26 protein-coding genes are annotated in these 25,182 nt (G+C 66.9%); 10 read left to right on the top strand and 16 right to left on the bottom strand.

Annotation, left to right across the window (positions count from 1 at the left end):
- The first annotated feature begins 70 nt into the window (after window positions 1-70).
- Window positions 71-232 (top strand): hypothetical protein, encoded by a 162-nt coding sequence (locus BMY12_RS20265; RefSeq protein ID WP_177188896.1) that lies wholly within the window; start codon window positions 71-73, stop codon window positions 230-232.
- Window positions 233-264: 32 nt separating this feature from the next.
- Window positions 265-2,439, top strand: a complete 2,175-nt coding sequence (katG, locus tag BMY12_RS07805; protein WP_093284203.1) for a catalase/peroxidase HPI — start codon at window positions 265-267, stop codon at window positions 2,437-2,439.
- Window positions 2,440-2,495: 56 nt separating this feature from the next.
- Here the strand turns inward: katG and BMY12_RS07800 are convergent, their stop codons facing one another.
- The 3 genes from BMY12_RS07800 to glyQ all read right to left on the bottom strand — a co-directional run bounded on the left by BMY12_RS07800 (window position 2,496) and on the right by glyQ (window position 4,989).
- Window positions 2,496-3,125, bottom strand: coding sequence for a glutathione S-transferase family protein (locus BMY12_RS07800; protein WP_093284200.1), 630 nt, complete (start codon window positions 3,123-3,125; stop codon window positions 2,496-2,498).
- A 4-nt stretch (window positions 3,126-3,129) separates the two neighbouring features.
- A complete protein-coding gene (locus BMY12_RS07795) occupies window positions 3,130-3,849 on the bottom strand; it encodes a hypothetical protein (protein ID WP_143068884.1) in 720 nt (239 codons plus the stop codon).
- Between the two features lie 237 nt (window positions 3,850-4,086).
- A complete protein-coding gene (gene glyQ, locus BMY12_RS07790; protein WP_093284195.1) occupies window positions 4,087-4,989 on the bottom strand; it encodes a glycine--tRNA ligase subunit alpha in 903 nt (300 codons plus the stop codon).
- Between the two features lie 107 nt (window positions 4,990-5,096).
- Between glyQ and can the strand changes: the two genes are divergently transcribed.
- The 4 genes from can (at window position 5,097) to ntrC (ending at window position 10,258) form a co-directional block, all read left to right on the top strand.
- Window positions 5,097-5,750, top strand: a complete 654-nt coding sequence (gene can, locus BMY12_RS07785) for a carbonate dehydratase (protein ID WP_093284193.1) — start codon at window positions 5,097-5,099, stop codon at window positions 5,748-5,750.
- A 155-nt stretch (window positions 5,751-5,905) separates the two neighbouring features.
- A complete protein-coding gene (gene glnA, locus BMY12_RS07780; protein WP_093284190.1) occupies window positions 5,906-7,315 on the top strand; it encodes a glutamate--ammonia ligase in 1,410 nt (469 codons plus the stop codon).
- Window positions 7,316-7,691: 376 nt separating this feature from the next.
- The gene (gene glnL, locus BMY12_RS07775; protein ID WP_093284188.1) at window positions 7,692-8,759 is read left to right on the top strand and encodes a nitrogen regulation protein NR(II); all 1,068 of its coding nucleotides are present in this window, start codon (window positions 7,692-7,694) and stop codon (window positions 8,757-8,759) included.
- Window positions 8,756-10,258 (top strand): nitrogen regulation protein NR(I), encoded by a 1,503-nt coding sequence (gene ntrC, locus BMY12_RS07770; protein ID WP_093284185.1) that lies wholly within the window; start codon window positions 8,756-8,758, stop codon window positions 10,256-10,258. Before glnL ends, ntrC begins: the two co-directional genes overlap by 4 nt.
- A gap of 21 nt (window positions 10,259-10,279) precedes the next feature.
- Here ntrC and BMY12_RS07765 read toward each other — a convergent pair whose 3' ends face one another.
- From BMY12_RS07765 to BMY12_RS07755, 3 genes are read right to left on the bottom strand one after another with little or no spacing between them, the layout of a single operon-like run.
- A complete protein-coding gene (locus BMY12_RS07765) occupies window positions 10,280-11,179 on the bottom strand; it encodes an AEC family transporter (protein WP_093284580.1) in 900 nt (299 codons plus the stop codon).
- A 34-nt stretch (window positions 11,180-11,213) separates the two neighbouring features.
- On the bottom strand, window positions 11,214-12,653 hold the full coding sequence (locus BMY12_RS07760) for an amidohydrolase family protein (protein WP_093284182.1): 1,440 nt from the start codon (window positions 12,651-12,653) through the stop codon (window positions 11,214-11,216).
- A gap of 28 nt (window positions 12,654-12,681) precedes the next feature.
- Window positions 12,682-13,119, bottom strand: coding sequence for a protein tyrosine phosphatase family protein (locus tag BMY12_RS07755; RefSeq protein ID WP_093284180.1), 438 nt, complete (start codon window positions 13,117-13,119; stop codon window positions 12,682-12,684).
- An 89-nt stretch (window positions 13,120-13,208) separates the two neighbouring features.
- Between BMY12_RS07755 and BMY12_RS07750 the strand changes: the two genes are divergently transcribed.
- Window positions 13,209-13,877: a glutathione S-transferase family protein gene (locus tag BMY12_RS07750; protein WP_093284177.1), complete on the top strand. Its 669-nt coding sequence runs from the start codon at window positions 13,209-13,211 to the stop codon at window positions 13,875-13,877.
- A gap of 22 nt (window positions 13,878-13,899) precedes the next feature.
- Here the strand turns inward: BMY12_RS07750 and BMY12_RS07745 are convergent, their stop codons facing one another.
- Window positions 13,900-14,268, bottom strand: coding sequence for a hypothetical protein (locus BMY12_RS07745; protein WP_093284175.1), 369 nt, complete (start codon window positions 14,266-14,268; stop codon window positions 13,900-13,902).
- Entirely contained in the window at window positions 14,265-14,588 is a 324-nt protein-coding gene (locus BMY12_RS07740) for a DUF2834 domain-containing protein (protein ID WP_093284578.1), read from the bottom strand. Before BMY12_RS07740 ends, BMY12_RS07745 begins: the two co-directional genes overlap by 4 nt.
- Before the next feature lie 108 nt (window positions 14,589-14,696).
- Between BMY12_RS07740 and BMY12_RS07735 the strand changes: the two genes are divergently transcribed.
- From BMY12_RS07735 to BMY12_RS07725, 3 genes are all read left to right on the top strand, one after another.
- Window positions 14,697-15,521: an MmyB family transcriptional regulator gene (locus tag BMY12_RS07735; RefSeq protein WP_093284173.1), complete on the top strand. Its 825-nt coding sequence runs from the start codon at window positions 14,697-14,699 to the stop codon at window positions 15,519-15,521.
- A 226-nt stretch (window positions 15,522-15,747) separates the two neighbouring features.
- On the top strand, window positions 15,748-16,323 hold the full coding sequence (locus tag BMY12_RS07730) for a M35 family metallo-endopeptidase (RefSeq protein WP_093284170.1): 576 nt from the start codon (window positions 15,748-15,750) through the stop codon (window positions 16,321-16,323).
- 42 nt (window positions 16,324-16,365) lie between these two features.
- Window positions 16,366-17,988, top strand: a complete 1,623-nt coding sequence (locus BMY12_RS07725; protein WP_177188895.1) for an AraC family transcriptional regulator — start codon at window positions 16,366-16,368, stop codon at window positions 17,986-17,988.
- 6 nt (window positions 17,989-17,994) lie between these two features.
- Here BMY12_RS07725 and BMY12_RS07720 read toward each other — a convergent pair whose 3' ends face one another.
- The 8 genes from BMY12_RS07720 to BMY12_RS07690 are packed head-to-tail and all read right to left on the bottom strand — an operon-like array spanning window position 17,995 to window position 25,177.
- The gene (locus BMY12_RS07720) at window positions 17,995-19,425 is read right to left on the bottom strand and encodes a hypothetical protein (RefSeq protein ID WP_093284165.1); all 1,431 of its coding nucleotides are present in this window, start codon (window positions 19,423-19,425) and stop codon (window positions 17,995-17,997) included.
- A gap of 12 nt (window positions 19,426-19,437) precedes the next feature.
- Complete coding sequence (locus BMY12_RS07715; RefSeq protein ID WP_143068883.1) at window positions 19,438-20,325, bottom strand: hypothetical protein; 888 nt, start codon at window positions 20,323-20,325, stop codon at window positions 19,438-19,440.
- Window positions 20,326-20,372: 47 nt separating this feature from the next.
- Entirely contained in the window at window positions 20,373-22,511 is a 2,139-nt protein-coding gene (locus BMY12_RS07710; protein ID WP_177188894.1) for an alkaline phosphatase family protein, read from the bottom strand.
- A gap of 31 nt (window positions 22,512-22,542) precedes the next feature.
- Window positions 22,543-22,971, bottom strand: a complete 429-nt coding sequence (locus BMY12_RS20260) for a hypothetical protein (RefSeq protein WP_177188893.1) — start codon at window positions 22,969-22,971, stop codon at window positions 22,543-22,545.
- Window positions 22,972-22,987: 16 nt separating this feature from the next.
- On the bottom strand, window positions 22,988-24,037 hold the full coding sequence (locus BMY12_RS07705; RefSeq protein ID WP_093284158.1) for a hypothetical protein: 1,050 nt from the start codon (window positions 24,035-24,037) through the stop codon (window positions 22,988-22,990).
- An 11-nt stretch (window positions 24,038-24,048) separates the two neighbouring features.
- On the bottom strand, window positions 24,049-24,399 hold the full coding sequence (locus tag BMY12_RS07700) for a hypothetical protein (RefSeq protein WP_093284155.1): 351 nt from the start codon (window positions 24,397-24,399) through the stop codon (window positions 24,049-24,051).
- A gap of 38 nt (window positions 24,400-24,437) precedes the next feature.
- On the bottom strand, window positions 24,438-24,944 hold the full coding sequence (locus tag BMY12_RS07695; protein WP_093284153.1) for a RebB family R body protein: 507 nt from the start codon (window positions 24,942-24,944) through the stop codon (window positions 24,438-24,440).
- On the bottom strand, window positions 24,941-25,177 hold the full coding sequence (locus tag BMY12_RS07690) for a RebB family R body protein (RefSeq protein ID WP_093284151.1): 237 nt from the start codon (window positions 25,175-25,177) through the stop codon (window positions 24,941-24,943). The genes BMY12_RS07695 and BMY12_RS07690 overlap by 4 nt, the downstream gene beginning before the upstream one ends.
- Window positions 25,178-25,182 lie beyond the last annotated feature (5 nt).

Raw genomic sequence — 25,182 nt, 5'->3', positions numbered from 1 at the left:
AACAATCAATTTCACTAATCAATGGCCGCTGCCTAAGGTAGGCGCATCACCACCGCCGCCGAGCCAGACCATGAGCATCGCCATCGCCGCCATCCGCCGCAACACCGCGCAGCTGTCCCTGCACCGACTGAGCGCCGCCCTGCAGCTGTCGCTGATCTGCGCGGCCACCGGCCACGTACTGATGAATCGGGAACTGGCCGAGCGCCTGGCGGCTTTCGCGATTTCGCATTGAACCCCGCAGTCCTGAAGAACGAGGAACACGTCATGAGCAACGAGAGCAAATGCCCATTTCACGCCGGCAGCGGCGGCACCGGCAACCGCGACTGGTGGCCGCATCAGCTGCGCCTGGATCTGCTGCATCAGCATTCCGACCAGTCCAATCCCATGGGCGAGTCCTTCGATTACGCGCAGGCCTTCAAGAGTCTGGACTACGCGGCGCTGAAGAAGGATCTGGCGGCCTTGATGACGGATTCGCAGGACTGGTGGCCGGCCGACTTCGGTCATTACGGCCCGCTGTTCGTGCGCATGGCCTGGCATAGCGCCGGCACCTACCGCAGCGGTGACGGCCGTGGCGGCGCCGGTCGCGGCCAGCAGCGCTTCGCGCCGCTCAACAGCTGGCCGGACAACGGCAATCTGGACAAGGCGCGCCGTCTGCTCTGGCCGATCAAGCAGAAGTACGGCAACAAGATTTCCTGGGCGGACCTGATGATTCTCACCGGCAACGTCGCGCTGGAGAGCATGGGCTTCAAGACCTTCGGTTTCGCCGGCGGCCGCGCCGATGTCTGGGAACCCGATCAGGACGTGTACTGGGGCATGGAAAAGTCCTGGCTCGGTGGTGAGCAGCGCTACAGCGGTGATCGTCAGCTGGAAAACCCGCTGGCCGCCGTGCAGATGGGCCTGATCTACGTGAACCCGGAAGGGCCGGACGGCAAGCCTGATCCGCTGGCTGCCGCCCGCGACATCCGCGAAACCTTCGCGCGCATGGCCATGAATGATGAAGAGACCGTGGCCCTGATTGCCGGCGGCCACACCTTCGGCAAGGCGCATGGCGCCGGCGATGCCAGGCATGTGGGCGCGGAGCCGGAAGCGGCCGACCTCGAAGCGCAGGGTTTCGGCTGGCAGAGCAGCTACCGCTCCGGCAAGGGCGGCGATGCCATCACCAGCGGTCTGGAAGTCACCTGGACGCGCACGCCGGCGCAGTGGGGTCATGATTACTTCACCCATCTGTTCGGCTGCGAGTGGGAGCTGACGAAGAGCCCGGCCGGTGCGCATCAATGGGTGGCCAAGGATGCGCCGGCGACGATTCCGGATGCGCACGAGCCCGGCAAGAAGCACCGGCCGGCCATGCTCACCACCGATCTGTCGCTGCGTTTTGATCCCGCCTACGAGAAGATCTCGCGCCGCTTCCTGGCCGATCCGGCCGCCTTCGCCGAGGCCTTCGCCCGCGCCTGGTTCAAGCTCACGCATCGCGACATGGGCCCGCGTGCGCGCTACCTGGGGCCGGAAGTGCCGGCCGAGGAATTGCTCTGGCAGGACCCGCTGCCCGCGGCGAATCACCCGCGCATCGAAGCGCAGGACATCGAGGCGCTCAAGCAGCAGATCGCAGCTTGCGGGCTGACGGTGTCACAGCTGGTCAGCACCGCCTGGGCCTCGGCCTCGACGTATCGCGGCTCGGACATGCGCGGTGGCGCCAATGGCGCGCGCATCCGGCTGGCGCCGCAGAAGGACTGGGCGGTGAATGAACCGGCGCAGCTGGCGCAGGTGCTCCAGGTCTACGAAGGCATCCGGAGCGCTTTCAATGCCAGCGCCGGCGGCGGCAGGAAAGTCTCGCTCGCCGATCTGATCGTGCTGGGCGGCGGCGTGGGCATCGAGCTGGCGGCGAAGAGGGCCGGACACAAGCTCAGCGTGCCGTTCACGCCGGGCCGCGTGGACGCCACGCAAGCGCAGACCGATGTCGAATCCTTCGCAGTGCTGGAGCCGATGGCCGATGGCTTCCGCAACTACCAGAAGGGCCGCGCCCTGATTCCGGCCGAGGTGCTGCTGCTGGACAAGGCGCAGCTGCTCAGGCTCAGCGCGCCGGAGATGACGGTGCTGATCGGCGGCCTGCGCGTGCTGGGCGCCAACGTCGGCGGCGCCGCGCATGGCGTGTTCACGCAGCGCCCGCAGACCCTGAGCAATGACTTCTTCGTGAACCTGCTGGACATGGCCACCGAGTGGCGGGCCAGCTCGCCGAGCAAGGAAGTCTACGAAGGCCGCGATCGCAGGAGCGGGGCGCTGAAGTGGACCGGCACGCGCGCCGATCTGGTGTTCGGCTCCAACGCGCAGCTGCGCGCCCTGGCCGAGGTCTATGCCAGCGCCGATGCCCAGGAGAAGTTCGTGCGCGACTTCGTCGCGGCCTGGGTGAAGGTGATGAACCTGGATCGCTTCGATCTGGCTTGAGTGTGTGGAAGTGCCTTGCCGCCGCTGGTGCCCCTGCCAGCGGCGGCTTTCTTGTTTCAGGTCTTGGGCGTGTAGAAAGGCAGATAGCAGGCGGCGAATGTCGGCAACGCCTCGCAGCCTGCGCGATGCGCCTGCAGTGCCGGATAGGCATCCAGCGACAGACCCGCGCCCTCGGTGATGAAGGTCAGCGCGCAGCCCAGGGTGATGTCGGGCTGCAGCAGGCGCTCGCCGAGCAGCCAGCTGTGCGGCGCCGCACGGCGCAGCTGTTCCAGTTCGGCGAGCGCGCCCAGGGACTGCTCGCGGCAGCGGTCCGTCCAGGGCGCGTGGCGCTTGTCCTCGGGACGGAACGCGCGTTCGATCACCAGTTGCAAGGCTTTATCCGCAGCGCCGGTGGCCAGGGCCATGAGCTTGAGCGCGCGGCGGCGTTCGTTGCCGCGTGCCGGCAGCAGCGCGCGTTCGGGTCCGGCGAGTTCGTCGAGATAATCCAGAATCGCGCCGGACTCGATCAGCACCTCGCCGTTTTCCAGCATCAGCGCGGGCACGCGGCCCAGCGGATTCTGCACGCGGATGCGCGTGAAGTCCTTGCCCACCGACCAGGCTTCGTGCGCGAAGGGCATGCCCAGCACGCGCAGGCTCACCGCCACGCGCCGCACGAAGGGCGAGTCAAACAGTCCGATCAGAATCACACGCTCACCCCGGAGGCAGCGGCTTGAGCAGCGCCACGCCATCGTGAATCAGACGACTCAGCACCTGGCGGCTGGCCTTGAGCCAGGCCTGACTGCTGGCCTCGTCCAGCGGCGCGTCCTTGGCGGGCGGCTCGGCATCGGGCATGGGCAGAAAGCTCAAGCCTTCCACGCTCTGGAAGAAACCATAGGACGCGGCATGTACTTTCAGATTCTGGTCAATCACGCAGATGCGCACGCTAGGCCAGGCGGAGACGCGTGAAAAGGCCAGCAGGCTGCGGGAGTGGATGGCAAAGCCCCGGTAGCGCTGATTGATCTCATCCCAGCCCAGCAGGGGCACCGCGACCAGCAGTGTGTCCAGCTGCTGTGCGCGCATCAGCGCCGCAAGCTCGCCCTGCAGTTCGGAATTCACCGCCAGATCACGCTTGAACAGTTCCACCGGCGCAAAAAAGTCTTGCACCCGATCCCGCAGCTGGATCGGCGGCGTCAGCTCGACGGCGGCAAAGCCGGCCTGCTCCAGCTCCTGGCGCATCTGCGCCGAGACAAACTGCTGCAACGGTGCCGCATCGTGCGGATAGATGCTGATGAAGTTGGCAAAGGCGGTCGTGCCGATATGCACATGGGTGAGCACGGTCTCGGTCAGATTCAGCACGCCGATGCGCGGCCTGCCGCCGCTCGCCATCGCGACCGGCGCTGCCGGCACAGCGGCGGCAGGCGGCGCCGTCACCGGCGCTGCTGCCGGGGCATTGCCGGCGCTTTCAGCGGCTGCCGGTCCGCCAAAGCGTTGCGACTCAAACAGCGAGCCCGAGTTGGCGCAGGCACTAAGCAGCAAGACCGCAGACAGCAGCAGCGGCCGTCTCCACAAACTCAGCATGGCATTCCCCGATTTGCCGTGTTCAGGCCGCCGTGAGCGGCCCCCGCGCGCAGTATGCCCAGCCGGCGCGCCGTGGTCAGCCTTGCTGCTTCAGGCTGCCTTGGCGCTGGGCAGCGGCGCGAAGCCGGCGATGCGCGCACGCGCGTTGTAGTAGGCCTCGGCGCAGGCACGCGCCAGCGTGCGCACGCGCAGGATGTAGGCCTGACGCTCGGTCACGGAAATCGCGCCGCGCGCATCGAGCAGGTTGAAGGCGTGCGAGCAGGACACCATGCGCTCGTAGGCGGGCAGGGGCAGCGCCGGTTCCAGGGCCAGCAGCTTGACGCACTCGGCCTCGGCCTTGTTGAAGCGCTCGAACAGCGTGGCGACTTCGGCGTGCTCGAAGTTGTAGGCGCTCTGCTCGACCTCGTTCTGGTGATAGACGTCGCCGTAGGTGACGATGCGTCCGCCGGTGTCGGACCACACGAGGTCGTAGACGCTTTCCTTCTTCTGGATGTACATGGCCAGGCGTTCCAGGCCATAGGTGATTTCGCCGGCCACCGGCCGGCACTCGATGCCGCCCACCTGCTGGAAGTAGGTGAACTGCGTGACTTCCATGCCGTTGAGCCAGACTTCCCAGCCCAGGCCCCAGGCGCCCAGCGTGGGCGATTCCCAGTTGTCCTCGACGAAGCGGATGTCGTGGGTGAGCGGGTCGAAGCCCAGCAGCTTGAGCGACTGCAGGTACAGGTCCTGGATGTTGGCCGGCGAGGGCTTCATCAGCACCTGGAACTGGTAGTAGTGCTGTAGGCGGTTGGGGTTTTCGCCATAGCGGCCGTCGGTCGGGCGGCGGCTGGGCTGCACGTAGGCGGTGTTCCAGGGTTCCGGCCCCACGGCGCGCAGGAAGGTCGACCAGTGGAAGGTGCCGGCGCCCATTTCCATGTCCATGGGCTGCACGATCACGCAGCCTTGCCCGGCCCAGAATTTCTGCAGGGTGAGAATCAGATCCTGAAAAGTCATGGCCGCGCGACGGATGAAAGACGAAAAGGGCGGCGAGTATAGCAATGCGCCCGGCGCACCTCTTGCTGCGGAACTCAGACCTGCGAGCCGGTTATAGTGACAACGCTATGCCTTACACACTCAAAGATCTCTTTCTCAAGAACAAGACCTGGGCCGGCGAACGCGTGGCCGAGGACCCCGACTACTTCCGCCGTCTGGTCAAGCAGCAGAAGCCGGATTACCTGTGGATCGGCTGCGCCGACTCGCGCGTGCCGGCCAATGAAATCCTGGGTCTGCCGCCGGGCGAGGTGTTCGTCCACCGCAACATCGCCAACGTGGTGGCGCACACCGACTTCAACTGTCTGTCGGTGATGCAATTCGCCGTGGACATGCTCAAGGTCAAGCACGTGATGGTGGTGGGCCATTACGGCTGCTCCGGCGTGCACACCGCCCTGCATCAGGGCCGCGTCGGACTGGCCGACAACTGGCTGCGCCATGTGCGCGATATCTTCGATCTGCATCAGGTGCGCCTGGAACAGATCGAAGATCCGGTGCTGCGCCATGACCGGCTCTGCGAGCTCAATGCCATCGAACAGGTCCGCCACGTGGCGCAGACCTCCATCGTCGAGGACGCCTGGCAGCGCGGACAGGAGCTGACCCTGCACGCCTGGGTCTACGGCCTGAAGGATGGTCTGCTGCGCGATCTGGGCATGACCGTGCGCAGCAGCCAGGAGCTGGAATCGGTTTACCGCGCGGCCGTGACCGCGCTGTTCGAGAACTGAAACGGCCGTCCGCAGCGGCCCGAAAAGCGCTAGCATGGCGTTGCGGTCCGCCGCGTCCCCTCCTCGTCAATGGCATGCTTCGTGCAATATCCACGCGCGCTGGGGGTGTTTGACGCCGGCCACCGGAATTCTTTGATCTCTAAGGAGAAAGTATCATGTCGGGCAGTGATGTTCTGAAGACTATTAAAGAAAAGGAAATCAAGTTCGTTGATTTCCGCTTCTGCGACACCCGCGGCAAAGAGCAGCACGTCACCGTGCCCGCGCACACCATCGAGGAAGAGCTGTTCACCGATGGCAAGATGTTCGACGGTTCGTCGATCGCCGGCTGGAAGGGCATCAACGAGTCCGACATGATCCTGATGCCGGACGCCAGCACCGCCTTCGTCGATCCCTTCTTCGAAGACCCCACCCTGGTGCTGTCCTGCGACATCATCGAGCCCTCCACCGGCCAGGGCTACTCGCGTGACCCGCGCTCGCTCGCCAAGCGCGCCGAGGCCTATCTGAAGAGCACCGGCATCGCCGACACCGCCTTCTTCGGTCCGGAAAACGAATTCTTCATCTTCGACTCCGTGCGTTGGGATGCGGCCATGAAGGGCTGCTTCGTGGAGATCGACTCCGTGCACGCCGCCTGGAACTCGGGCCGCGATTATCCGGATGGCAACACCGGTCACCGTCCGGGCGTGAAGGGTGGTTACTTCCCCGTGCCGCCGGTCGACGGCCTGCAGGACATCCGCGCCGCCATGTGCACCACGCTGGAAGCCGTGGGCATGCCGACCGAAGTGCATCACCATGAAGTCGCCACCGCCGGCCAGTGCGAAATCGGCGTGCGTTTCGGCACGCTGGTGAAGAAGGCCGACGACGTGCTCAAGCTCAAGTACGTGGTGCAGAACGTCGCCCACCAGTTCGGCAAGACCGCCACCTTCATGCCCAAGCCCATCGTCGGCGACAACGGCAGCGGCATGCACGTGCACCAGTCCCTGGCGCTCGGCGGCAAGAACCTGTTCTCCGGTGACAAGTACGGCGGTCTGTCCGACATCGCGCTCTGGTACATCGGCGGCATCCTGAAGCACGCCAAGGCCATCAACGCCTTCACCAACCCGGGCACCAACAGCTACAAGCGCCTGGTGCCGGGCTTCGAAGCGCCGGTGATGCTCGCCTACTCGGCGCGCAACCGTTCCGCCTCGATCCGCATCCCGTACGTGGCCAACCCCAAGGGCCGCCGCATCGAAGTGCGCTTCCCGGACTCCCTGTCCAACCCGTACTTCGCCTTCGCCGCGATGATGATGGCCGGACTCGACGGCATCCAGAACAAGATCAATCCGGGCGATCCGTCCGACAAGGATCTCTACCATCTGCCGCCGGAAGAAGACGCGAAGATTCCGCGCGTCTGCCACTCGCTGGACATGGCCCTGGAGAACCTGGACAAGGACCGCGAGTTCCTGACCCGCGGCGGCGTGTTCACCGACGATCTGATCGATGCCTACATCGAACTGAAGATGCAGGAAGTCACCCGCTTCCGCATGACGACCCACCCGGTCGAGTTCGACATGTACTACTCGATGTAAGCGCATCCTTCGCGCGCCGTGTCACAAAAAACCCCCGCGTGAGCGGGGGTTTTTTTATGGTCCCCGGGCACCGCCGGAGGTTACGCACCATAATTGGGCGAAAGCGTGCCGGCGCGCCGGTGACGTGCGCGCGGCCTCGCACCGGGTTTGCTGCGCTGCGGCATGCGGGCTCGGGTCGAGCCCGTCTCCGCCTGTAATAAGGATATTTCAATCAAGGATTTTGCCACGCGCCGCGGCACCGCTGGCGCCGTCTGGGCCGGGCCGGGACAGTGAAGTCCCAAATGAGTGCACAAGCACTAGAATTGTGCGCCATCTGAACCCGGAAGCGCCTGTTTATGCCCCAAATACTGGCCTGCATCTTGCGTTGGCAAGGCAAATGAAACTTGGTGTCCGCGGACGGGTAACAGCAGAGGACGTCCTCGACGGACTGACCACCGCCGTGGTTGCGCTCGACGAGGGTTTGCGAGTCTCCATGATCAATTCGGCTGCCGAGGGACTGTTCGAAGTCTCGCGCCGCATGGCGCTGGGCGTGCCTTTGGCTGAGGCGGTGCCGCACTTCGCGCCGCATGAGCTGCGCCTCAAGCGCTCCCTGGATGGTTCCACGGGCTTCATCGAGCGCGAGACCAAGCTTTCGCGGGCCGGCGGCAACAGCGTCACCGTCGATCTCACCGTCACCCCCTTCGTGGTCGGCAAGCGTCCGGGCCTGCTGATGGAAATGCTGCCGGTGGAACGGCATCTGCGCATCTCCCGTGACGAGCTGCTGCAGAGCCAGTTCGGCGCCTCGCGCGAGCTGATCCGCGGCCTGGCGCACGAAATCAAGAATCCCCTGGGCGGCATCCGTGGGGCCGCGCAGCTGCTGGAACGCGAGTTCCCGGATTCCCAGCATCGCGAATACACGCGCGTGATCATCCGCGAGGCCGACCGCCTGCAGAATCTGGTCAACCGCATGCTCGGCCCCAACCGCGCACCGCTCAAGGCCCTGCTCAACATCCACGAGGTCCTGGAGCATGTGCGCCGTCTGGTGCAGGCCGAGGCCTCGCCGGAGGTGGCGGTGCTGCGCGACTACGATCCTTCCATTCCGGAAATCAGCGTCGACCGCGAGCAGATCATCCAGGCCGTGCTCAACGTGCTGCGCAACGCCCTGCAGGCGGTGGGCACGCAGGGCACCATCACCCTGCGTACCCGCACCCGCCGCCAGCTGACCATCAGCGGTGTGCGGCACAAGCTCGCGGTGCAGATCGACATCGAGGACAGCGGTCCCGGTGTGCCGCCGGACATGGCGGAAAAGATTTTCTACCCGATGGTGACGACGCGGGCCGACGGAACCGGCCTGGGCCTGCCGCTATCGCAATATCTGGTGCACAGCCACGGCGGCATCATCGAGTACCGCTCGCGCCCGGGCTGCACCGTGTTCTCCATTTACTTGCCGATCGAAGTGTCATGACAGCGCTCAACGTCTGGATCGTGGATGACGATGAATCCATCCGCTGGGTGATGGAAAAATCCCTGGCGCGTGCCGGCATGAGCGTGACCAGTTTTCCTGGCGCCGCCGAACTGCTCGACGCCATCGCCGATGCCACGCCCGATGTGCTGATCTCCGACATCCGCATGCCCGGCGTCGACGGCCTGACCCTGATGCAGCGCGTGCGCGACGCGCATCCCGAGCTGCCGGTCATCATCATGACCGCGCACTCGGATCTGGACGCGGCGGTGGCGGCCTACAAGGGCGGTGCCTTCGAATATCTGCCCAAGCCCTTCGATGTCGATGGTGTGGCCGATCTGGTCAAGCGCGCCGCACGCAAGCGCGAGCAGCCCGAGGAAGTGCAGGGCGAACCGCCGGCCACCATGATCGGCGAAGCGCCGGCCATGCAGGACGTGTTCCGCGCCATCGGCCGTCTCTCGCAGTCGCACATCACGGTGCTGATCACCGGCGAATCCGGCACCGGCAAGGAGCTGGTGGCGCGTGCCCTGCACACCAACAGCCCGCGTGCCGGCAAGCCCTTCATCGCCATCAACACCGCCGCCATTCCCAAGGACCTGCTGGAATCCGAATTCTTCGGCCACGAGCGCGGCTCTTTCACCGGCGCCGCCACGCAGCGCAAGGGCCGCTTCGAGCAGGCCGATGGCGGCACGCTGTTCCTCGATGAAATCGGCGACATGCCGGCGGACCTGCAGACGCGCCTGCTGCGCGTGCTGTCCACCGGCGAGTTCTACCGCGTCGGCGGTGTGGCGCCGGTGAAAGTGGATGTGCGCGTGATCGCCGCCACGCATCAGGATCTCGACTCGCTGGTGCGCGAAGGCCGCTTCCGCGAAGACCTCTATCACCGCCTCAACGTCATCCGCATCCGCATCCCGCCGCTGCGGGAACGTCCCGAGGACATTCCGCAGCTGGCGCGCTCCTTCCTGCTGCGCGCTTCCGAAGAGCTGAAGACCGAACCCAAGCGCCTGCGGCCCGATGTCCTGCACAAGCTCAAGGCCTTCCATTGGCCGGGCAATGTGCGCCAGCTGGAAAACATCTGCCGCTGGCTGACGGTGATGGCGCCGGGCCAGGACGTGCATCTGCAGGATCTGCCGCCGGAACTGCTGGCGGTGAGCAGCAGTGCCGCCGCCGCCCCTGCAGCGGCAGCGGCGGCTCCCGCCATGCCCAGCGCGCCCGCGCCTGTCGCCGCCGCACCGGCAGCGGCGCCGACACTGGTCGCGCCGATTGCCGACAGCGGCAACTGGAACGACCGTCTGCACGCCTGGGCCGAAGCGCAGCTCGCGGCCGGGCAGAGCGATCTGCTCGGCACCGCCGTGCCCCTGTTCGAACGCACCATGATCGAAGTGGCGCTCGCCGCCACGCGGGGTCAGCGTCAGGAAGCCGCCAAGCGCCTGGGCTGGGGCCGCAACACGCTCACGCGCAAGATCAAGGAGCTGGGCATGGGCGATGACGACAGCGAGTAGTCGCCGCGTGCTTCGCGGGCGCTAGGGCAGCGCCAGATTCCACAGCGGCACGGTGACAAAGCCCAGCAGGGTGCCGATGCCCAGCAGGGTGTTGGCCACCGGCGGATCGAGGTGGTATTGATCCGCGAGAATCGCCGCCGAGATCATCGGCGCCATCGCCGCTTCCAGCACTGCGATGGTCAAGGGCAGGCCGCGCGCGCCCAGCACCAGACCCAGGCCCAGCACCAGGGCCGGAATCAGCAGCAGCTTGAACGCCAGGCCCAGGGCCACGGGGCTGAGCTGGTCGCGGCCCAGATGCAGCTTGAAGCGCAGGCCCACCGAGAACAGCGCCAGCGGCGTGAGCGTGCCGGCGATGCGCGCCAGCACGCTGTCGAGCAGCGGCGGCCAGCCGCCGAGCGCACCGACCAGCATCGACACCATCAGCGAGATGAAGGCCGGAAACAGCAGCACGCGCCGCGCGATGGCGCGCGCGCTCACCGCCTGTCCGGAATAACTCGCGGCGACGATGCCGCCGCCCACCGCCAGCGCCACGAAGCAGCCGCCCTGATCGGCCACCACCGCCAGCGCCAGGCCCTCCTGACCGCGCAGGGCTTCCACCAGCGGATAACCGATGAAGGAGGTATTGCCCAGGCCGGTGACCAGGGTCAGCGCGCCGATGCGCGCGCGCGACCAGTGCAGGCGCTGGCCCACGAAGGCCCACAGCAGCCAGGCGGCGATGAACACCAGATATTGCGAGGCGATCAGATACACCATGTGCGCGTCGAAATGCAGACGCGGCACTAGGTTCAGCACCATGGCCGGCAGCGCGATGTTGATCAGCCACCAGTTGATGGCCGGCGCCAGGCCGATGGGCGGATGCGCATAGCGTGCGATCAGCCAGCCCAGGGCGAGACAGATCAGCAGCAGTGCGAAGGCGGTCATGGGGCGCGGATTGTAGAAGCCGCGCGCGGTGCGCTCAATTGGCGGCAGCGGCGGCACGGGCCTGTTCGCGCAGCCGCTGCAGCTCGGCGCGGTCGCGATACACGCCGTTCTGGATCACCGCCGCGATGCGCCGGGTGTTGCCGATATCGGTCAGCGGATCGGCGTCGAGCAGCAGCAGATCGGCGATGTAGCCGGGCGCGATGCGGCCCAGCTGTGCCTGCAGGCCCAGGAATTCGGCGGCATCGCTGCTGGCGCTGCGCAGCGCCTGCTGCGGCGTGAGACCCGCCGCGACCAGTTCCGCCAGCTCCTCGTGCAGTGCAAAGCCGGGCAGGCGATAAGGATCGCCGCCATCGGTGCCGGCCAGGATGCGCACGCCGGCGGCGGCCATCGCGGCAATCAGGCTGCGGTCGCGTTCAAAGCTGCGCCGCTCCAGCTCGGCGTCCTCGGCCTCGCGGCCGGCGAGACGCGCATCCTGATCCGGACGCCAGAACACGAGCTGCGAACGCGGCACATAAGCCAGCTGCGCCGCGTCCAGCTGAATCTGCTGCGGATAGGCAAAGCTGCGCCGCTGCACCAGGGTCGGCACCTGCCAGGTCTGCTGGCGCACGAAGGTCTGATACAGGGCCTGACAGCGCGCGGCATCGAAGCTGTCCAGCGCATCCCGCAGATAGGCGCGTCGCGCCTGACGACGCGACTCGGCCTCGCCGCCGGCCATGACTGCCGCCTTGCGCTGCATCAGCTCGGCCTCGCGACTGGAGCAGGTGAAGGCGACGTTGAACAGATGCTCGATGCTGTGCTGCCCGGCCTCGGCAGCTTCGCGCGCGGAAACCGCGCCCGGCACATGACCGGCGAACACCAGGTGACGGCGGCGCGCCTCGTCAGCCAGCGCGAAGTAGCTCGCGCGCGAAAGCCGGTTGAACACTTTCAGGAAGTCCGCGCCCTGCGCCTGCAGCTCGGCCACGGCGGCGCGTGCCTGCGCGCTGCTGTCGATGACGCGCGACCAGCGCGGGATGCTGGGATAGGGGCCGTCGAGAAACGGACCCGGCGCGACGAAACGCGGGCCGATGCGCGTGCCGGCGGCGATCTCCTCGCGCCAGCGCCTGAGCTGCGCGAAGTCTTCATCGCCGCCCATATCGCGCACGCCGGTGATGCCCTGCGCGATGAGCAGCGGGAAATACACCTCGGGCCGTGGCGCGCGCAGCACATGCACATGCATGTCCCACAAGCCTGGAATCAGGAACTGGCCGCGCGCCGGAATCTGTCGCGCGTCCGCCGGTGCGCGCCGGCTTGCCGCAGCGCCGATGGCGGCGATGCGGCCGTCCTCGATCAGCAGGTCTTGTGCGGCTTGTGCGTCCTGCAGCGGATCGATCAGCGTGACTTCGCGGATCAGCAGGGCCGGCGTCGCGGCGACCAGGGCCGGCAGCAGTGCGCCGCAGCAGCTCAGGAGCAGCGCGGCAAGGCGTGGCGCGGACATCAGCGCGTACGCCGGCCGCGCCGCAGCACTACGACTGCGCCAGCAGCGCCTGCACGATGGGCTCCATGGCCTTGAGCCCGGCGCTGCGGCCGATGCCCAGGGCTTCTTCGCGGCTCTTGCCGTCCACGTAGCGTGCTTTCAGCGCGAACAGCGCACCGACGCGATTGCTGCTGGCGCAATGCACCAGGGCATGGCCCTTGAGGCCGTCCAGCGCCTCGGCGAGCTTGCGCGCATTGTCGGCGGTGAGATCACCGCCGCCGGCCACCGGAATGTTCACGTACTCCAGGCCCAGCGCCTGGGTCAGCGCGTCTTCCTGGTATGCACAGGGTTCGGCGGGCGGACAGAGGTTGATCACGCGCGTCACGCCGCGGCTCTTGGCCAGTGCGAAATGCTCCGGCGCGGGACGGCCCGCAGTGCTGATGTTGGCGAAGGGCTGGCCGGCATTGGGCAGTTCGGGCAGAAGCATGAGCGGTCCTTGGGCGGGTGGGTGATTCTCGGGGGCTGCAAGCTTAGCGCTTCAAGGGCACACTGCGCAGACACTCCCGGGGGTTTTCCATGAGCGAACGTTTCACGCTGTACACCGCCGCCACGCCCAATGGCCACAAGGTCTCGATCCTGCTCGAAGAACTGGGCGAGCCTTATCGCCTGCAGGCGCTCAATCTCGGCAGTGGCGAGCAGAAGGCGCCGGACTACCTCAAGCTCAATCCCAATGGCCGCATCCCCACGCTGGTGGATCATGCGCAGGGCGATTTCGCGATCTTCGAATCCGGTGCGATTCTCCTGTATCTGGCCGAGGCGTTCGGACGCTTCATTCCGGCGGACCCCAAGGGCCGCAGCCAGGTGCTGCAATGGCTGATGTTCCAGATGGGCGGCGTCGGGCCCATGCAGGGTCAGGCCAATGTCTTCTTCCGTTACTTCCCGGAAAAGATCCAGTCCGCCATCGACCGCTACCAGAACGAGACGCGGCGCCTGTATCAGGTGCTCGATACGCGCCTGAAGGACCGCGAATATCTCTGCGAGGACTACTCCATCGCCGACATCGCCAACTTCACCTGGGTCAATGTCCACGCCTGGGCCGGCGTGTCGCTGGACGGCCTCGACCATCTGGCCGCCTGGCGTGAGCGCATCCGCGCACGTCCTGCGGTGCAGCGCGGTCTGGCGGTGCCGGGCGATGTGCCGGCGGCGGATCTGGTGAAAACCGCGCAGAGCATCCTCACGCGCTGAGCGCGCTGCGGCCGCCACGCGCTCACAGCAGCAGCGTGGCCAGCGCCAGCAGCAAGACGCCGAAGGCATCCACCCAGGCCACGCGCCGCAAGGCGGCGTTCGGCCTGCCGCGCAGCGCCAGCCACAGGAAGCCGGCCATGCTCAGCGCGGTGAGCGTCAGTGCCGCGATGCGCAGCGGCGCCTGCACGATGCTCCACAGCAACAGCAGCCCGGGCAGGGCCAGCAGCAGCGCACGATGTCGCAGCAGGTGCAGCAGATCGGCCTGCACCTGCGGCGACAGCTCGATGCCGTAGAGCTTTTGCAAGGCGCCGGCGCCGCGCCAGCCGCCGAGCGGCAGCAGCTGTACCGCGGCCAGCGTCAGCAGCAGGAGCTGCAGCAGACGCTCGTTCACGCCAGCGCCGGGCTGCGCTGCTCGCGTGCGGGCCACAGCCCGATCAGCAGGTAGAGCAGCGGGCCGAAGCTGCCCGCCGTCAGCGTGAGCAGCAGATACGGCCAGGCCCGGCGTCCGCTGCGCCGTGCATCGGCCAGCATCCACACCATCGCCAGCGTGCAGGCGATGCTGAGATCTGCCAGGGCCTGCCAGCCGGCGCTGTTTTCGAAAAGATGCGAAAAGATGCCGATATAGCCGTGCTGCGAAAGCGCATAAGCGCTCAGCGCGGTGAAGTCGGCCAGCAGCAGCGCCACGAGTATGAAAGCGAGCTTGCGGTTCATCACGAAGTCCTCCATCGAAAGTGCGCGCGCAGCTTTGCGCAGCGGCTGCGGTGCCGCAATTACGCGCCAGGTAATCGCATCGCCGCAGGCGCATGACAGAATGCGGACATGGATCGGATCAATCCCAGTTCGGATCAGGGCGGCTTCGGCACGCTGCTGCGCGAGGCGCGGCGCCTGCGCCGGCTCTCGCAGCTGGAGCTGGCGCTGCGCGCGCAGGTCTCGCAGCGGCATCTGAGCTTTCTGGAATCCGGCCGCGCGCAGCCCAGCCGCGAGATGGTGATCGCCCTGGCGCAGGTGCTGGACCTGCCGCTGCGCGAACGCAATCGCCTGCTGCACACCGCCGGTTTCGCCGGCCTGTATCCGCAGCGCCGCCTGGAGACCGCCGACATGCAGCCGGTGCGTCAGGCCCTGGAGCTGCTGCTGCGTCATCAGGAGCCGTTTCCGGCGGTGGCGGTGGATCGCGCCTGGAATCTGTTCATGAGCAACAGCGCCATGCAAGGCCTGCTCGCCATGCTGGGTGATGTGGACGCGCTCTGGCGGCGCGTCTGCGGCGAGGGCCCGCGCAATGTCTTCAAGCTGATTTTCCATCCGCAGGGCTTGCGGCCGCTGGTGGTGAATCTCGATGAGATTGCGCCGCCGCTGCTGGCGCGCACCGCCCGCGAGGCCCTGGAACATCCCGAGGTGCAGGCGGTGCTGGACGAGGTGCTGCGCTATCCCGATCTGCCGCTGAAGCTGCGCCACATCGATCTCGACGCCAGCCGCCTGCCGGTGCTGCCCCTGCATCTGCGCCTGGGTGAGCTGAACCTGCGTCTGTTCACCATGCTCAGCAGCTTCGGCACGCCGCAGGACGTCACCGCCGACGAGCTGCGTGTGGAGAGCTTCTTTCCGCTGGATGCCGAAAGCGAAACGCTGCTGCGTCGTCTCGCCGGCTGAATCGCAAACCGCCTCGGTGCGCGCCCGATAGCAGGCTGATCGGAAAAATATTTTCAAGCCATAAGGTTTTCATCAGGCGAATTGCAGGCTTTGCTTTTAGGTTTCTCCTGTGCCCTGAAGGAACCGGGGCATTCCCCCAACAACCGTTCCGGCAGCGAAGTGGACGCACAGGGACTTCGCGCCCCGTCGTGCTGCGGACGTGCCGCACTTCGGGAAGCAAAGCGCGATGGCCGTGGAATGGGATGCGACATGGTCGCAGGAACAACGACCGCCGGTAGCCGTGGCGCTGGAACACATCGGCAAGCAGCTCGCGCAGGCGGTGCGGGCGCTGGGCGGCCTGGCCGGCGACGCGTGCGCACGTGCCGCCTATGAGGCGCACTTCGGGCCCTTGTCCTGGCATCGTCTGCGCCATGTGCGTCGTGTCGTGCAGCTGATGCATGAGCGCATCACGCAGCCCGAGTCGGGCCTGCTGATGAGCTATGTCCCGGACATGCTGGCGTACGAGGCGCTGCGCCTGGGCGCCCTGCCGACGGGCGTGAAGCTGAATCAGGTCGAGGCCTTCGTGGCGCAGCTCGGCGTGGCGCCGAAGGTGCCGCTGCGCATGTTCATTGCGCCGGCGTTCTTTACTGCGAGCCGAGGCGCCACCGGCACCCTGTTGCACGAGCTTTCCCATGGCGTCGGCAACACCATGGACTACGCCTACGTCTGGCAGCGTCGCTATGCGTCACTGAGTCCGGTGCAAAGGACGCGCAATGCCGATTCGTATCGCGCGTACTGCGGGCAGTTCGACGTGCGCGTCTGAGCCGACGCGGACCTGCAGCCCATGCCGACGGCCAGAATGTCCGTGAACGAAGATCTCTTCGATGGCTGTCTGCATCACAGCCAGCTGCCGGGACGGCTGGCCGCAGCGCTCTGCCGGCTGGCGCAAGGCGCGTCGCTGCGGGAGGTGGAGCTCAGGCTGGAGGCATTCGGCAGCGTGCGCCTGCATCGCCAAGGGCAGGACTGGCAGATCGCCTTGGCGCCGGATGCCGCATCCCTGCGCAAGACGGGCGACGCCCGCGCGCCCGCGACGGGTGTCGATGATGCCGTGCGCGCCGCCGAAGCGCGCCCCGGCGACGAGCGCGCGATTGGCGCATCCGCGCCATCTCAAGGGCCGGACTGTGTGTGCGTGCTGGACGCGGGCCGCGAGACCGGCGAGCTGCGTCTGGGCTGGCCGCAGCCGCCCGACGAGGCCGAGCTGGAGATCTGGCGCGCGTTTCTGTCGCGCTGTGCAAAGCTCGTGCGTCGCTGCGAATTCCAGCGCTGGTCGGAACAAAGGCTCGGGCGCGCGCTATGGCTGGTGGGTTCCAGCCAGCCGCTGCTGGAGATGGAGCAGTTCATCGAGCGCACCAGCCACAGCCGTCTGCCGGTGGTGCTCAGCGGTGAGCCGGGAACGGAGAAGGCGATGCTGGCCGCGGCCATTCATGGCTACGGTCCCTTGCGTGAGCGGGCCTTTGTCGAAATCAATTGCGCCGAGCCGCTTGGCACGCCCGAGCAATGGTTCCAGAGGGCCAGGGGCGGCACGCTGTTTCTCAGCGGCATCGATCAGCTGGCGCCCGCCCTGCAGGCACAGCTGCCGCAGTTCATGCACTCGCATCTGGCGCAATGGCTCGGTGGCGCGCAGATGGCCGATGTGCGCATCATCGCCGCCAGCACTGCGGATCTCGCGCAGCTCGTGCAGGAAGGCGCGTTCTCGGCCGCGCTGTTCATGGAGCTGGACTTTCTCAGCCTGGTGATCCCGCCGCTGCGGCAGCGGCCCGAGGACATCGCGCCACTGGTGCGCGCGATTCTCCTGCGTCATGGCTTCGAGGCGCAGGAGAAGATTTCCCACACGCTGATTGCGACCTGTCAGGCGCATCGCTGGCCGGAAAACCTGTTCGAGCTGGAACGCGTCATCGCCAGGCTCGCGGTCATGAGCAACGGCGGACCCATCGGCCAGGCCGACATCCTGCAGCACACGCCATGGGTCGCCGGTCAGCTGCGGGTGCCGGCCTGCAGCCTGCGGCAGGATCAGACGCGGGACATCGACGAGCAGGCTCCCGAGCTGCCGGCGGCCGAGCGCTGGGTGCGCTGCGCCGTCGCCGGCGACGCCGGGGCGCTGAAGTCGCTGCATGACGGCTTGCGGCGCGCCTTGCTGTATCTGGGTGAGCATTACATGCAGTCGATCACGCTGGGTCAGCTGGCGGCGCAGGCGCATGTCAGTCCCTCACATCTGACGTATCTGTTTCGCAGCGAGCTGGGCATCGCCTTCAAGCCTTTCCTGCAATGCATCCGCGTGCACAAGGCCAAGGAGATCCTGAGTGGCAATGTCCGCAAGCGCATCACTGAAGTCGCCGGAAGCGTGGGCTTCGCCGATCTGAGTCACTTCGAAAAAAGTTTCCGCCGCATCGTCGGCTGCAGCGCCCGCGAGTTTCGCCGCAGCGGCTGAGCTGGTTCAGCGGTAGCGCGGCGTGCCGACGGTGATCGCCAGGGCGGCATCCGGGCTGTCGCCCGGCGTACCGGCGGGGCTCACCGAGACCGCCAGCGAAAGATCGCCGCTGCTCTCGCTGTTGCGCACGCCATAGAGCTGCACCTGCGAGGCGCTGCTGGAACCGACGATGCCGGCCGCCTCGCCCTGCAGGCTCCAGCGGATCTGCGGTTCGCCGAAGGCGGGGTTGGTGGTGACGCTGTACGTCTGCTGGGCGCCGACGGCGATGGTGGTCGGCGGCGGCTGCTGGTCGCCGGACAGAATCGTCACCGCATAACTGGTCAGCGGGATCACGGCCTGCGTCTGCGCATCGCCGATCACCGCCACGACGCCCAGACCATCGGCACCTTCGCTGCTGCTGGGACTGACGGCGCGTGCGATCACGCTCGCGCCTTCGCTGCGCAAGGCCACGTTGCCGCTGCCGGTCCAGAAGAATTGTGCTTCTTCGCAATCGGGCTGCAGCTGTGCCTGCAGCGTTGCGCTGGCGCCGACCGCCAGCGCCGTTGGCGCGCTGCCCTGCTCGCTGACGATGGCGACGCCGAAGGCAATGCATTCCTGCCGCGCCTTGAGCACGCTGCCGGCGATGCTCAGCTGGGCCTCCACCCAGGCGGGCCCGGCGGCATTGGCGACGAAGCTGATTGCGGCGGCGTTGGCATCGCCCATGATCTGCAGGCCACTGCTGCAGCTCCAGCGCCATTGCGCTGTCGCCGTGCCCAGTTGTGCCTGCGCCGGCACGAGCTGCGCGCGCGCGACGCGGACCTCGCCCACGCCCAGCAAGGGGCCGGCTTCGATGGCCGCCTCGTCGTCCGCGTACAGGGCCGCGCGCAGGCCGAGCACGGTGATCGGCAGCACGGCCACGGCATCCTGACTGGCGCAGCTGAGCGTCAGCGTCAGCTGTGCCGGCGTCTGTCCCGCCTGCTGGCCGAGAATTTCCGCCGTGCCCTGCGCGTCGACGCCCAGCAGCGCGATATTGCCGCTGTCGCCCGGCGACCAGCTCGCACTGACCGGACTCACCGCCGGAACCGCTGCCGCCGCATAGCGCGCGCGGTTGCCCACGCCCAGCAGCTGGCTCGGCGCCAGGCTGGGATCGAGATTGCAGATCGCGGCGGCGAAAACCGTGATCGTCAGGCTGGTCGAAGTGGAAGGGCCATGGTCCGCAGGCATGAAGGTGGCGGTCAGCGTAGTGGCGCCGACCTGCGCACTGGGCTGCGCAGCGGCGGCCAGGGACACCTCGTTCTCGTCGCGCTTGCGCTTGAGCGTCACCGCAGTCGTGTCGCCCGACAGCGACCACAGCACGCTGCCGGGAACATCGGGAAGATCATAGAGGCGATAGCTGGCGGAGCGCGATACGGCAATCGCGCTGGCAGCCGCGCCGCCGCTGGGATTACGAATCTCCATCGTGGCTCCGGTTCACCATTGCACTTCAGCGGTGAGAATGGCGTGCGGCGGATACGGCGTGACGTAATGCGCCTGCTGGGCCAGCACCGCCTGGTTGGCGCCCATCGCGTTCGGACTGAACGCCAGGATGTGGCTCAGATTACTCGACGCACCAACGAAATTGGGAAACAGCGCGGCGTTGTTGTTGACGTCGGCGGCCGTGATGTTGAAATCACCGGCGACGATCAGCACATCGTTGGGCGTCAGTGCGGCGAGATCGGCCGTGTACTGATTCGAGTTCTGGAAAAACTCGAACGCCGGATACATGCCGGGTCCGGCGAAAGGATTGGCGAGCATGCCCAGCGTCGCCCAGCTCGCCGCCAGCCAGTTGGCCTGCAGCTCGGCGTGCCAGGTGTAGAAATAAATCGTGTGCACGACGACGCCGATGGTGATGGTCATCACCTTGCGCACCGGCGCGCGGATGTTGCGCGCCGCCTGGCGCAGATTGTTCTTGGCGGCGGCGCTGATCGCCAGGCCGTTGATATAGCCTTCCACGCCGTTGCCAAGCGCCGGCGCCAGCGAGATCAGCGCCGCAGCGCCTGCGGACACCGGGCCGCCGCCGGTCGGGTCCCAGCCGATCAGATAGGAGCGGTTGACGCCCACCGCCAGCGGCTGCGCCCCGGGATTGAGTTCGCGTGGATGATCGGGTGGATTGACGAAGCCCGCGAACGGTGCCGCGCCGCCGGTGAGCTGTGCATAGATGCTGCCGGGCGGCACGATGCCGACACGCGCTTCCTGAATGGCGACCAGCTTCACGGCCGGCGCCGTGCCGTTGATGGCATTCACCGACAGCGCCAGCTGCGCGCCGCGGCCGTCGGCCTCGCCGCCGGAATTCCAGGTGACCATGCGCAGGCTAGGCATGAGGGCTGCTCGCTATCGCCATGGCGGCGTGCCTTGGGGAGTCGTGCTCAGACATTGTTCACATCGCCGGCCGCCAGCAGTTGCCACAGCGCCCATTCGCCGCCGCGTGTGCTGAGATAGTTGGGATCGTCCGGATACGGCAGCAGGCGCTGCAAAGGATCCGGCGTGGTGCGCGCGGAAACGCTCTGATAGGCCGCCGGCTGCAGCTGACTCAGAAAGTAGACCCAGTCGCCCTCCCGCACCGTGCGTTGCGGATCGCGGCTGGACAGCATGCGGATCTGCCACTGACAGCCGCCATATTGCGGATCGCGGCCGTAGTAAACGCAGGACACGACCGGGTCCGCGCACAACAGCTTGAGGCCGATCCAGGCGCTTTCCGTGGTCACCAGCAGCAGCTTCGACATATTCGCCACCGGCCCGTACGTCGGGTCGCTGCACGGCGAAGACAGCTGGAAGCACACGGCCTTGGCGGGATTGTCGGTGAGCGTGGGATACCAAAGGCCCTTGATCGACTGCGAAACGCTCAGATAGCGCGCCCCGGACTGCGCGTACCAGGGATCGCCGATATAGCGCACCAGGTATTTCTGTTCGTAGAGCAGCGGCGGGCGATCATCATCGTCGCGGGCATCGCGCCGATACAGCTGGGTGGGGATGTTCAAGGCCTCGGCGGGCCTGGCGATCTCGCGCGGCACATCGAGCAAGACCGAATCGAAGGTCGGTGCCTGCGCCACGCGCTCGCCCATCAGCCAGTACTGACGGCCGATGCCGGCCATGCTCAGCACGGTGGCGATGATCGAGGTGTGATCGAAGGGCGTCGGCTGCGGCGAACGGAAGATGCTGGACGGTGCGATGCGCGGCGAGATCAGCAGGGTTGGCACGCGGATGCCGAACTGATCGAAGTTGAAGCCGAACTGCGTGCGCGTCGCGGCATCCATGTCCTGCTTGCCGACGGCGTCCGGCCCCAGCGGCACGCGATCGTTGAAGGAAGGGCTCGCTGCCGGCGGCACCAGGTGATCGTAAGTGCCGCCGTTCTCGTCGAAGGTGACGATCAGCAGCGTGTCCTTCCAGCTCGGCGAATCGGCGATGGCGGTGTAGACGTTCATCAGAAAGTCTTCACCGACGGTGGTGTCCGAAACCGGATGGTAGTCGTTGCCGACGGCGCGCTTGATGGTGTCCCACTGCGCGCCACCGCCCCACTTCGGCTCCACCCAGCTGACCGCCGGCAGACGTCCCTGACGCGCGGCGGTGAAGAAGGCGTTGCCCGGATCATCGCTGTCGAACTGCACGAAATTTTTCTGATACGAGGGATCGGCAAGCTGCGGGAACATCGTCTTCACATACTGGTACTGCCGGCCCAGCGAGATGTCCTTGGGCGGCCAGTTGTCCTGCCAGTAGACCGTCCAGCCGATGTCGAACTGCGACAGCACTTCGAACAGGCTGCGCGTGGAGGCGGGCAGCGCATCGGCGTGCGAGCCTCCGGAAGCCTTGTTGAAACCGTATTGCAGCGGATTGATGGTGCTGGCGAAGGCATCGTAGAAGCTGTTGGTGACCAAGCCACGCGAGGTTCCCGCCATCGAGAACGCGCGATTGGTGTTGGTCTGGCTCGGCACCGAGCAATACCACTCGTCCGACAGGCCGTAGTAGCGCGCCAGTCCGCTGAGCACCGGCAGCTGCTCGGGCGCGTAGGTGTCCATGATCTCGCTGAGCTCGGCACCGCCCAGGCGCTTGCCGGTCTGGTGATAGACATCCTGGTCGAAGTCGAGGATGTAGCCGGTCATCGGCGGCGGCTTGCTGCCCTGCTGGCCGAGTTTGGCGATCAGCTTCTGGCGCGTCTCGGCGTCCTTCCAGTCCGCCGCTTCCAGGCCCGTGCCCCACATCTGATTCATGATGTGCGTGAAGCTTTCGCCCGGGTTGTAGGCGGGCGTCTTGGGCGCACGCGCGCCCTTGCGGGGCAGCGCCGGCGGCGTTTCAGGCGAGGGAAAGGGATTGGCCAGCGCCTGGAGCTGTTCCGCGCTCAGCGTCGACAGGCCCAGGAAATCGCGACGGTCCTTGGCGTTGCCGAAAAAGCTTTGTGGGCGATTGGCCTTGTCGTCATACAGCCAGCCCAGCAGATGATCGAAGCCGCGATTCTCCAGCATGAGCACCACCACGTGCTTGATCTTGTCGTGCGGCAGCTGGCTTTTCATGATGATGAGATCCGCTGATCGATGTCCGCGCTCAGTTCGCTTCGCCGGCGGCCGGCGTGGCCTGGGCTGGCGCCGGCGTCTGTTCGTTGCGCTGAATTCCCTGGTCCGAGGCCGCGACGGAATCGGGCTGTGCCGCACCCTGCGCCTTGGCCGCGAGCTGCAAGGCGTTGACGATGCTCTGCTCGGCCTGCTTGATCTGCGCATCGACACTGCGCTCGGCCTGCTTCACCGCAGTCTCGGTCGCCTGCACGGCCTTCTGCACGGCGGCGGAGGCCTGCTCGGCCGGCTTGTCCGTCATCACCGCCTGCAGGGCTTTCTGCGCCGCGGCCATCGACTGCTGGACCAGCTTGTCGGCAGCGGCCATGGTCTCGCGCACGCGCTGTCGCTGCTGTTCGATCGCCGCCGTCGGATTGATGGGTGCGGCGCCGCCTTCACTCGGATCGCTCTTGCTGTTGCTCATGCGCATCTCCCGGGCGTCAGGCGCCCTGATTCGGGGTGGCGGGTGGCGGCGCCGGGGTCGCGCCGCGCCGGAAGCTGCGCAGGCAGATCACGCCGGCGCTGCTTTGATGCAGCTCGGCCTGTTCGTGGCCGGACTGCAGCTTGAAGGTGCAGGACGCGCCGTCCTGCCCCAGGCGGCCGTGTTCCGCGCGCGCCGAGGCCAGCAGCGAGCGCGCCGACTCCAGGTAATGGCGCACGATGCTGCGTGCCTCGTGCCCGCTTTGTGTGGTGTAGGGACTGTGCAGCACCAGCTGGCGCACGCCGTCGGAGGCGCGCTCGAAGCCGAGCAGCCGGCCGGCGCGCACCCAGTCGTGCACCACGCGGCCCACCTCGCCCGGTGCCACCAGGCCGTTGACCTGCGGGCAGTCCAGCGCGTCGAACAGCAGCGGCAGCAGCGTGGCCAGCGCCTGATCGGCGAGATGGCCACGCGCCTCGGGCGTGCCGGCCTGCGCGCCCAGCTTGGCGGCCAGGCTCAGATAGCTGTCGTAGTAGTCCGCGAACTCGATCGGTGTGCGGCCCTGGTGCACCGCAAAGGACGCGGCCTCTTTTGCCAGCGGTGAGGCGGCGCTGGTCTGCAGGGCATGCAGCGCCACCCGGTCATTGAAGTCCACCGCGTCGAACACCGCAGCGTCGGCCACGCCCAGGCCTTCAAGAAACGCCGCGACGCCGGCCAGATCGGCATGCACGAGCAGCTGGTGACGGGTGAGCAGATCCTTCACCGCGGCGATATTGCCGCTCTGCTCGGCATCGGCCAGGGCCTTGAGTTCGTTGTGGTGCAGGGTCATCAGCTTCACGGGGCTGACGTTCAGCTGCAGCTGCGGCAGCAGGCACAGCCGCGTGGCATGCAGGCCCTGCTGCACGGCGGCCAGCAAGGCGGTCTCGTCGCTGAATTCGTATCGGGCGGATGGATGGCTGCAGCCCCAGTGCAGCCACTGCACGCCGCCGTCGATGAGGCGCAGCACGAGCTGGGCGCGATGCGACAGCTCGCCGAGATGTCGCACATGTTGCCGGGCAAGGAGGATGGCCATGAGCGCGGACCTCAGCCGGAAGGAAAGCCTTTCAGGACGGTCGCGGCTGCGGCGCCGATGGCGCCATAGTCTTCCGTGGCCTTGCTCACCATGCTCTGCGCGGTGCCGATGATGGTGGCAAAGCGCTGGTCGCCGGTGGCCAGGTACTGCGCCATCGCCACGCCCGCCGCAGTGGTTGCGATGGTGCTGATGTTGCGCAGCGCATCGGTGGCGTCCTGCACGGCGATGGCCGTGGACTGCGCCACGGATTGATACGCCTTGCCGGCGCCGCTGGTCAGTACGACCTGCGGGCCCATCGTCGCCATCTGCACCTGATTGATGGCATCGATGATCTGCGCGTTGACCTTGGTGTTGTCAGACATGGCGGGTTCTCGGAGTGGGTCCGCGGCGGTGCATCAGCTCAGGGCTTGGTGCCGGAGGCAGGCGTGTTCGTGCCGCTGCTCGCGGCGGCGGTGCCGCCGGCACTGCCGGCGAGCTGCTGCAGGCTGGCCTGCGCGGCGGCGGCATTGGCGGCCGCCGTCTGCTCGGCAGTCTTCAAGGTGGCGATGCCTTGCTCGGCCTCGGCGCTGGCCTGTGCGATGACAGTGGCCTGCGTGGGTGTCGGCGCCGGCGGCGTCGGCAGCGGATTAACTTCCGGCGGCACCGGCGGCGCCGGTGGTGGCGGCGAGACCTGGATGGGAAACGGCGCGTTGAGCATCTTGCCGCAGGCGGCGGTGACGGCGGCGGAGCTGATCAGGCCGGCGCCCTGCTGGCGCGTCACGGCGTTGTGCATCGCCATGCCCAGGGTTTCCAGCAGCACGGCATCGAGCATGCCGAAGGACTGCGAAGGCGACTGTCCGGTGATCAGCGTGGTCACGCCGGTGACCGAGTCGATGATCTGTGCGTTGACGGTGCCGCTGTCGTTCATTTTCCTGTACTCCCTTTGCCGATGATCAAAGCCAGTGTCTGTGCCAGTGCCGCCTGTGCGAGCACCTGACCGCGCTGCTGCGCCGCTGCGGCATTGCCCATCACCAGACCGATGCTGTCGGCCATGGCGAGGTAGCTCATGCCCATCGCCAGCGATGGCGCGATGCCGATGCTCAGCAGCGTGCCGCCGAGCGTCGGCGCCACCAGACTGGCCACGGCGCTTTTAGCGGGCATCTGCG

Origin of the sequence: Solimonas aquatica (genome assembly GCF_900111015.1) — a bacterium.
Classification (GTDB): domain Bacteria; phylum Pseudomonadota; class Gammaproteobacteria; order Nevskiales; family Nevskiaceae; genus Solimonas; species Solimonas aquatica.
This window is presented reverse-complemented; position numbering and strand designations above follow the sequence as displayed.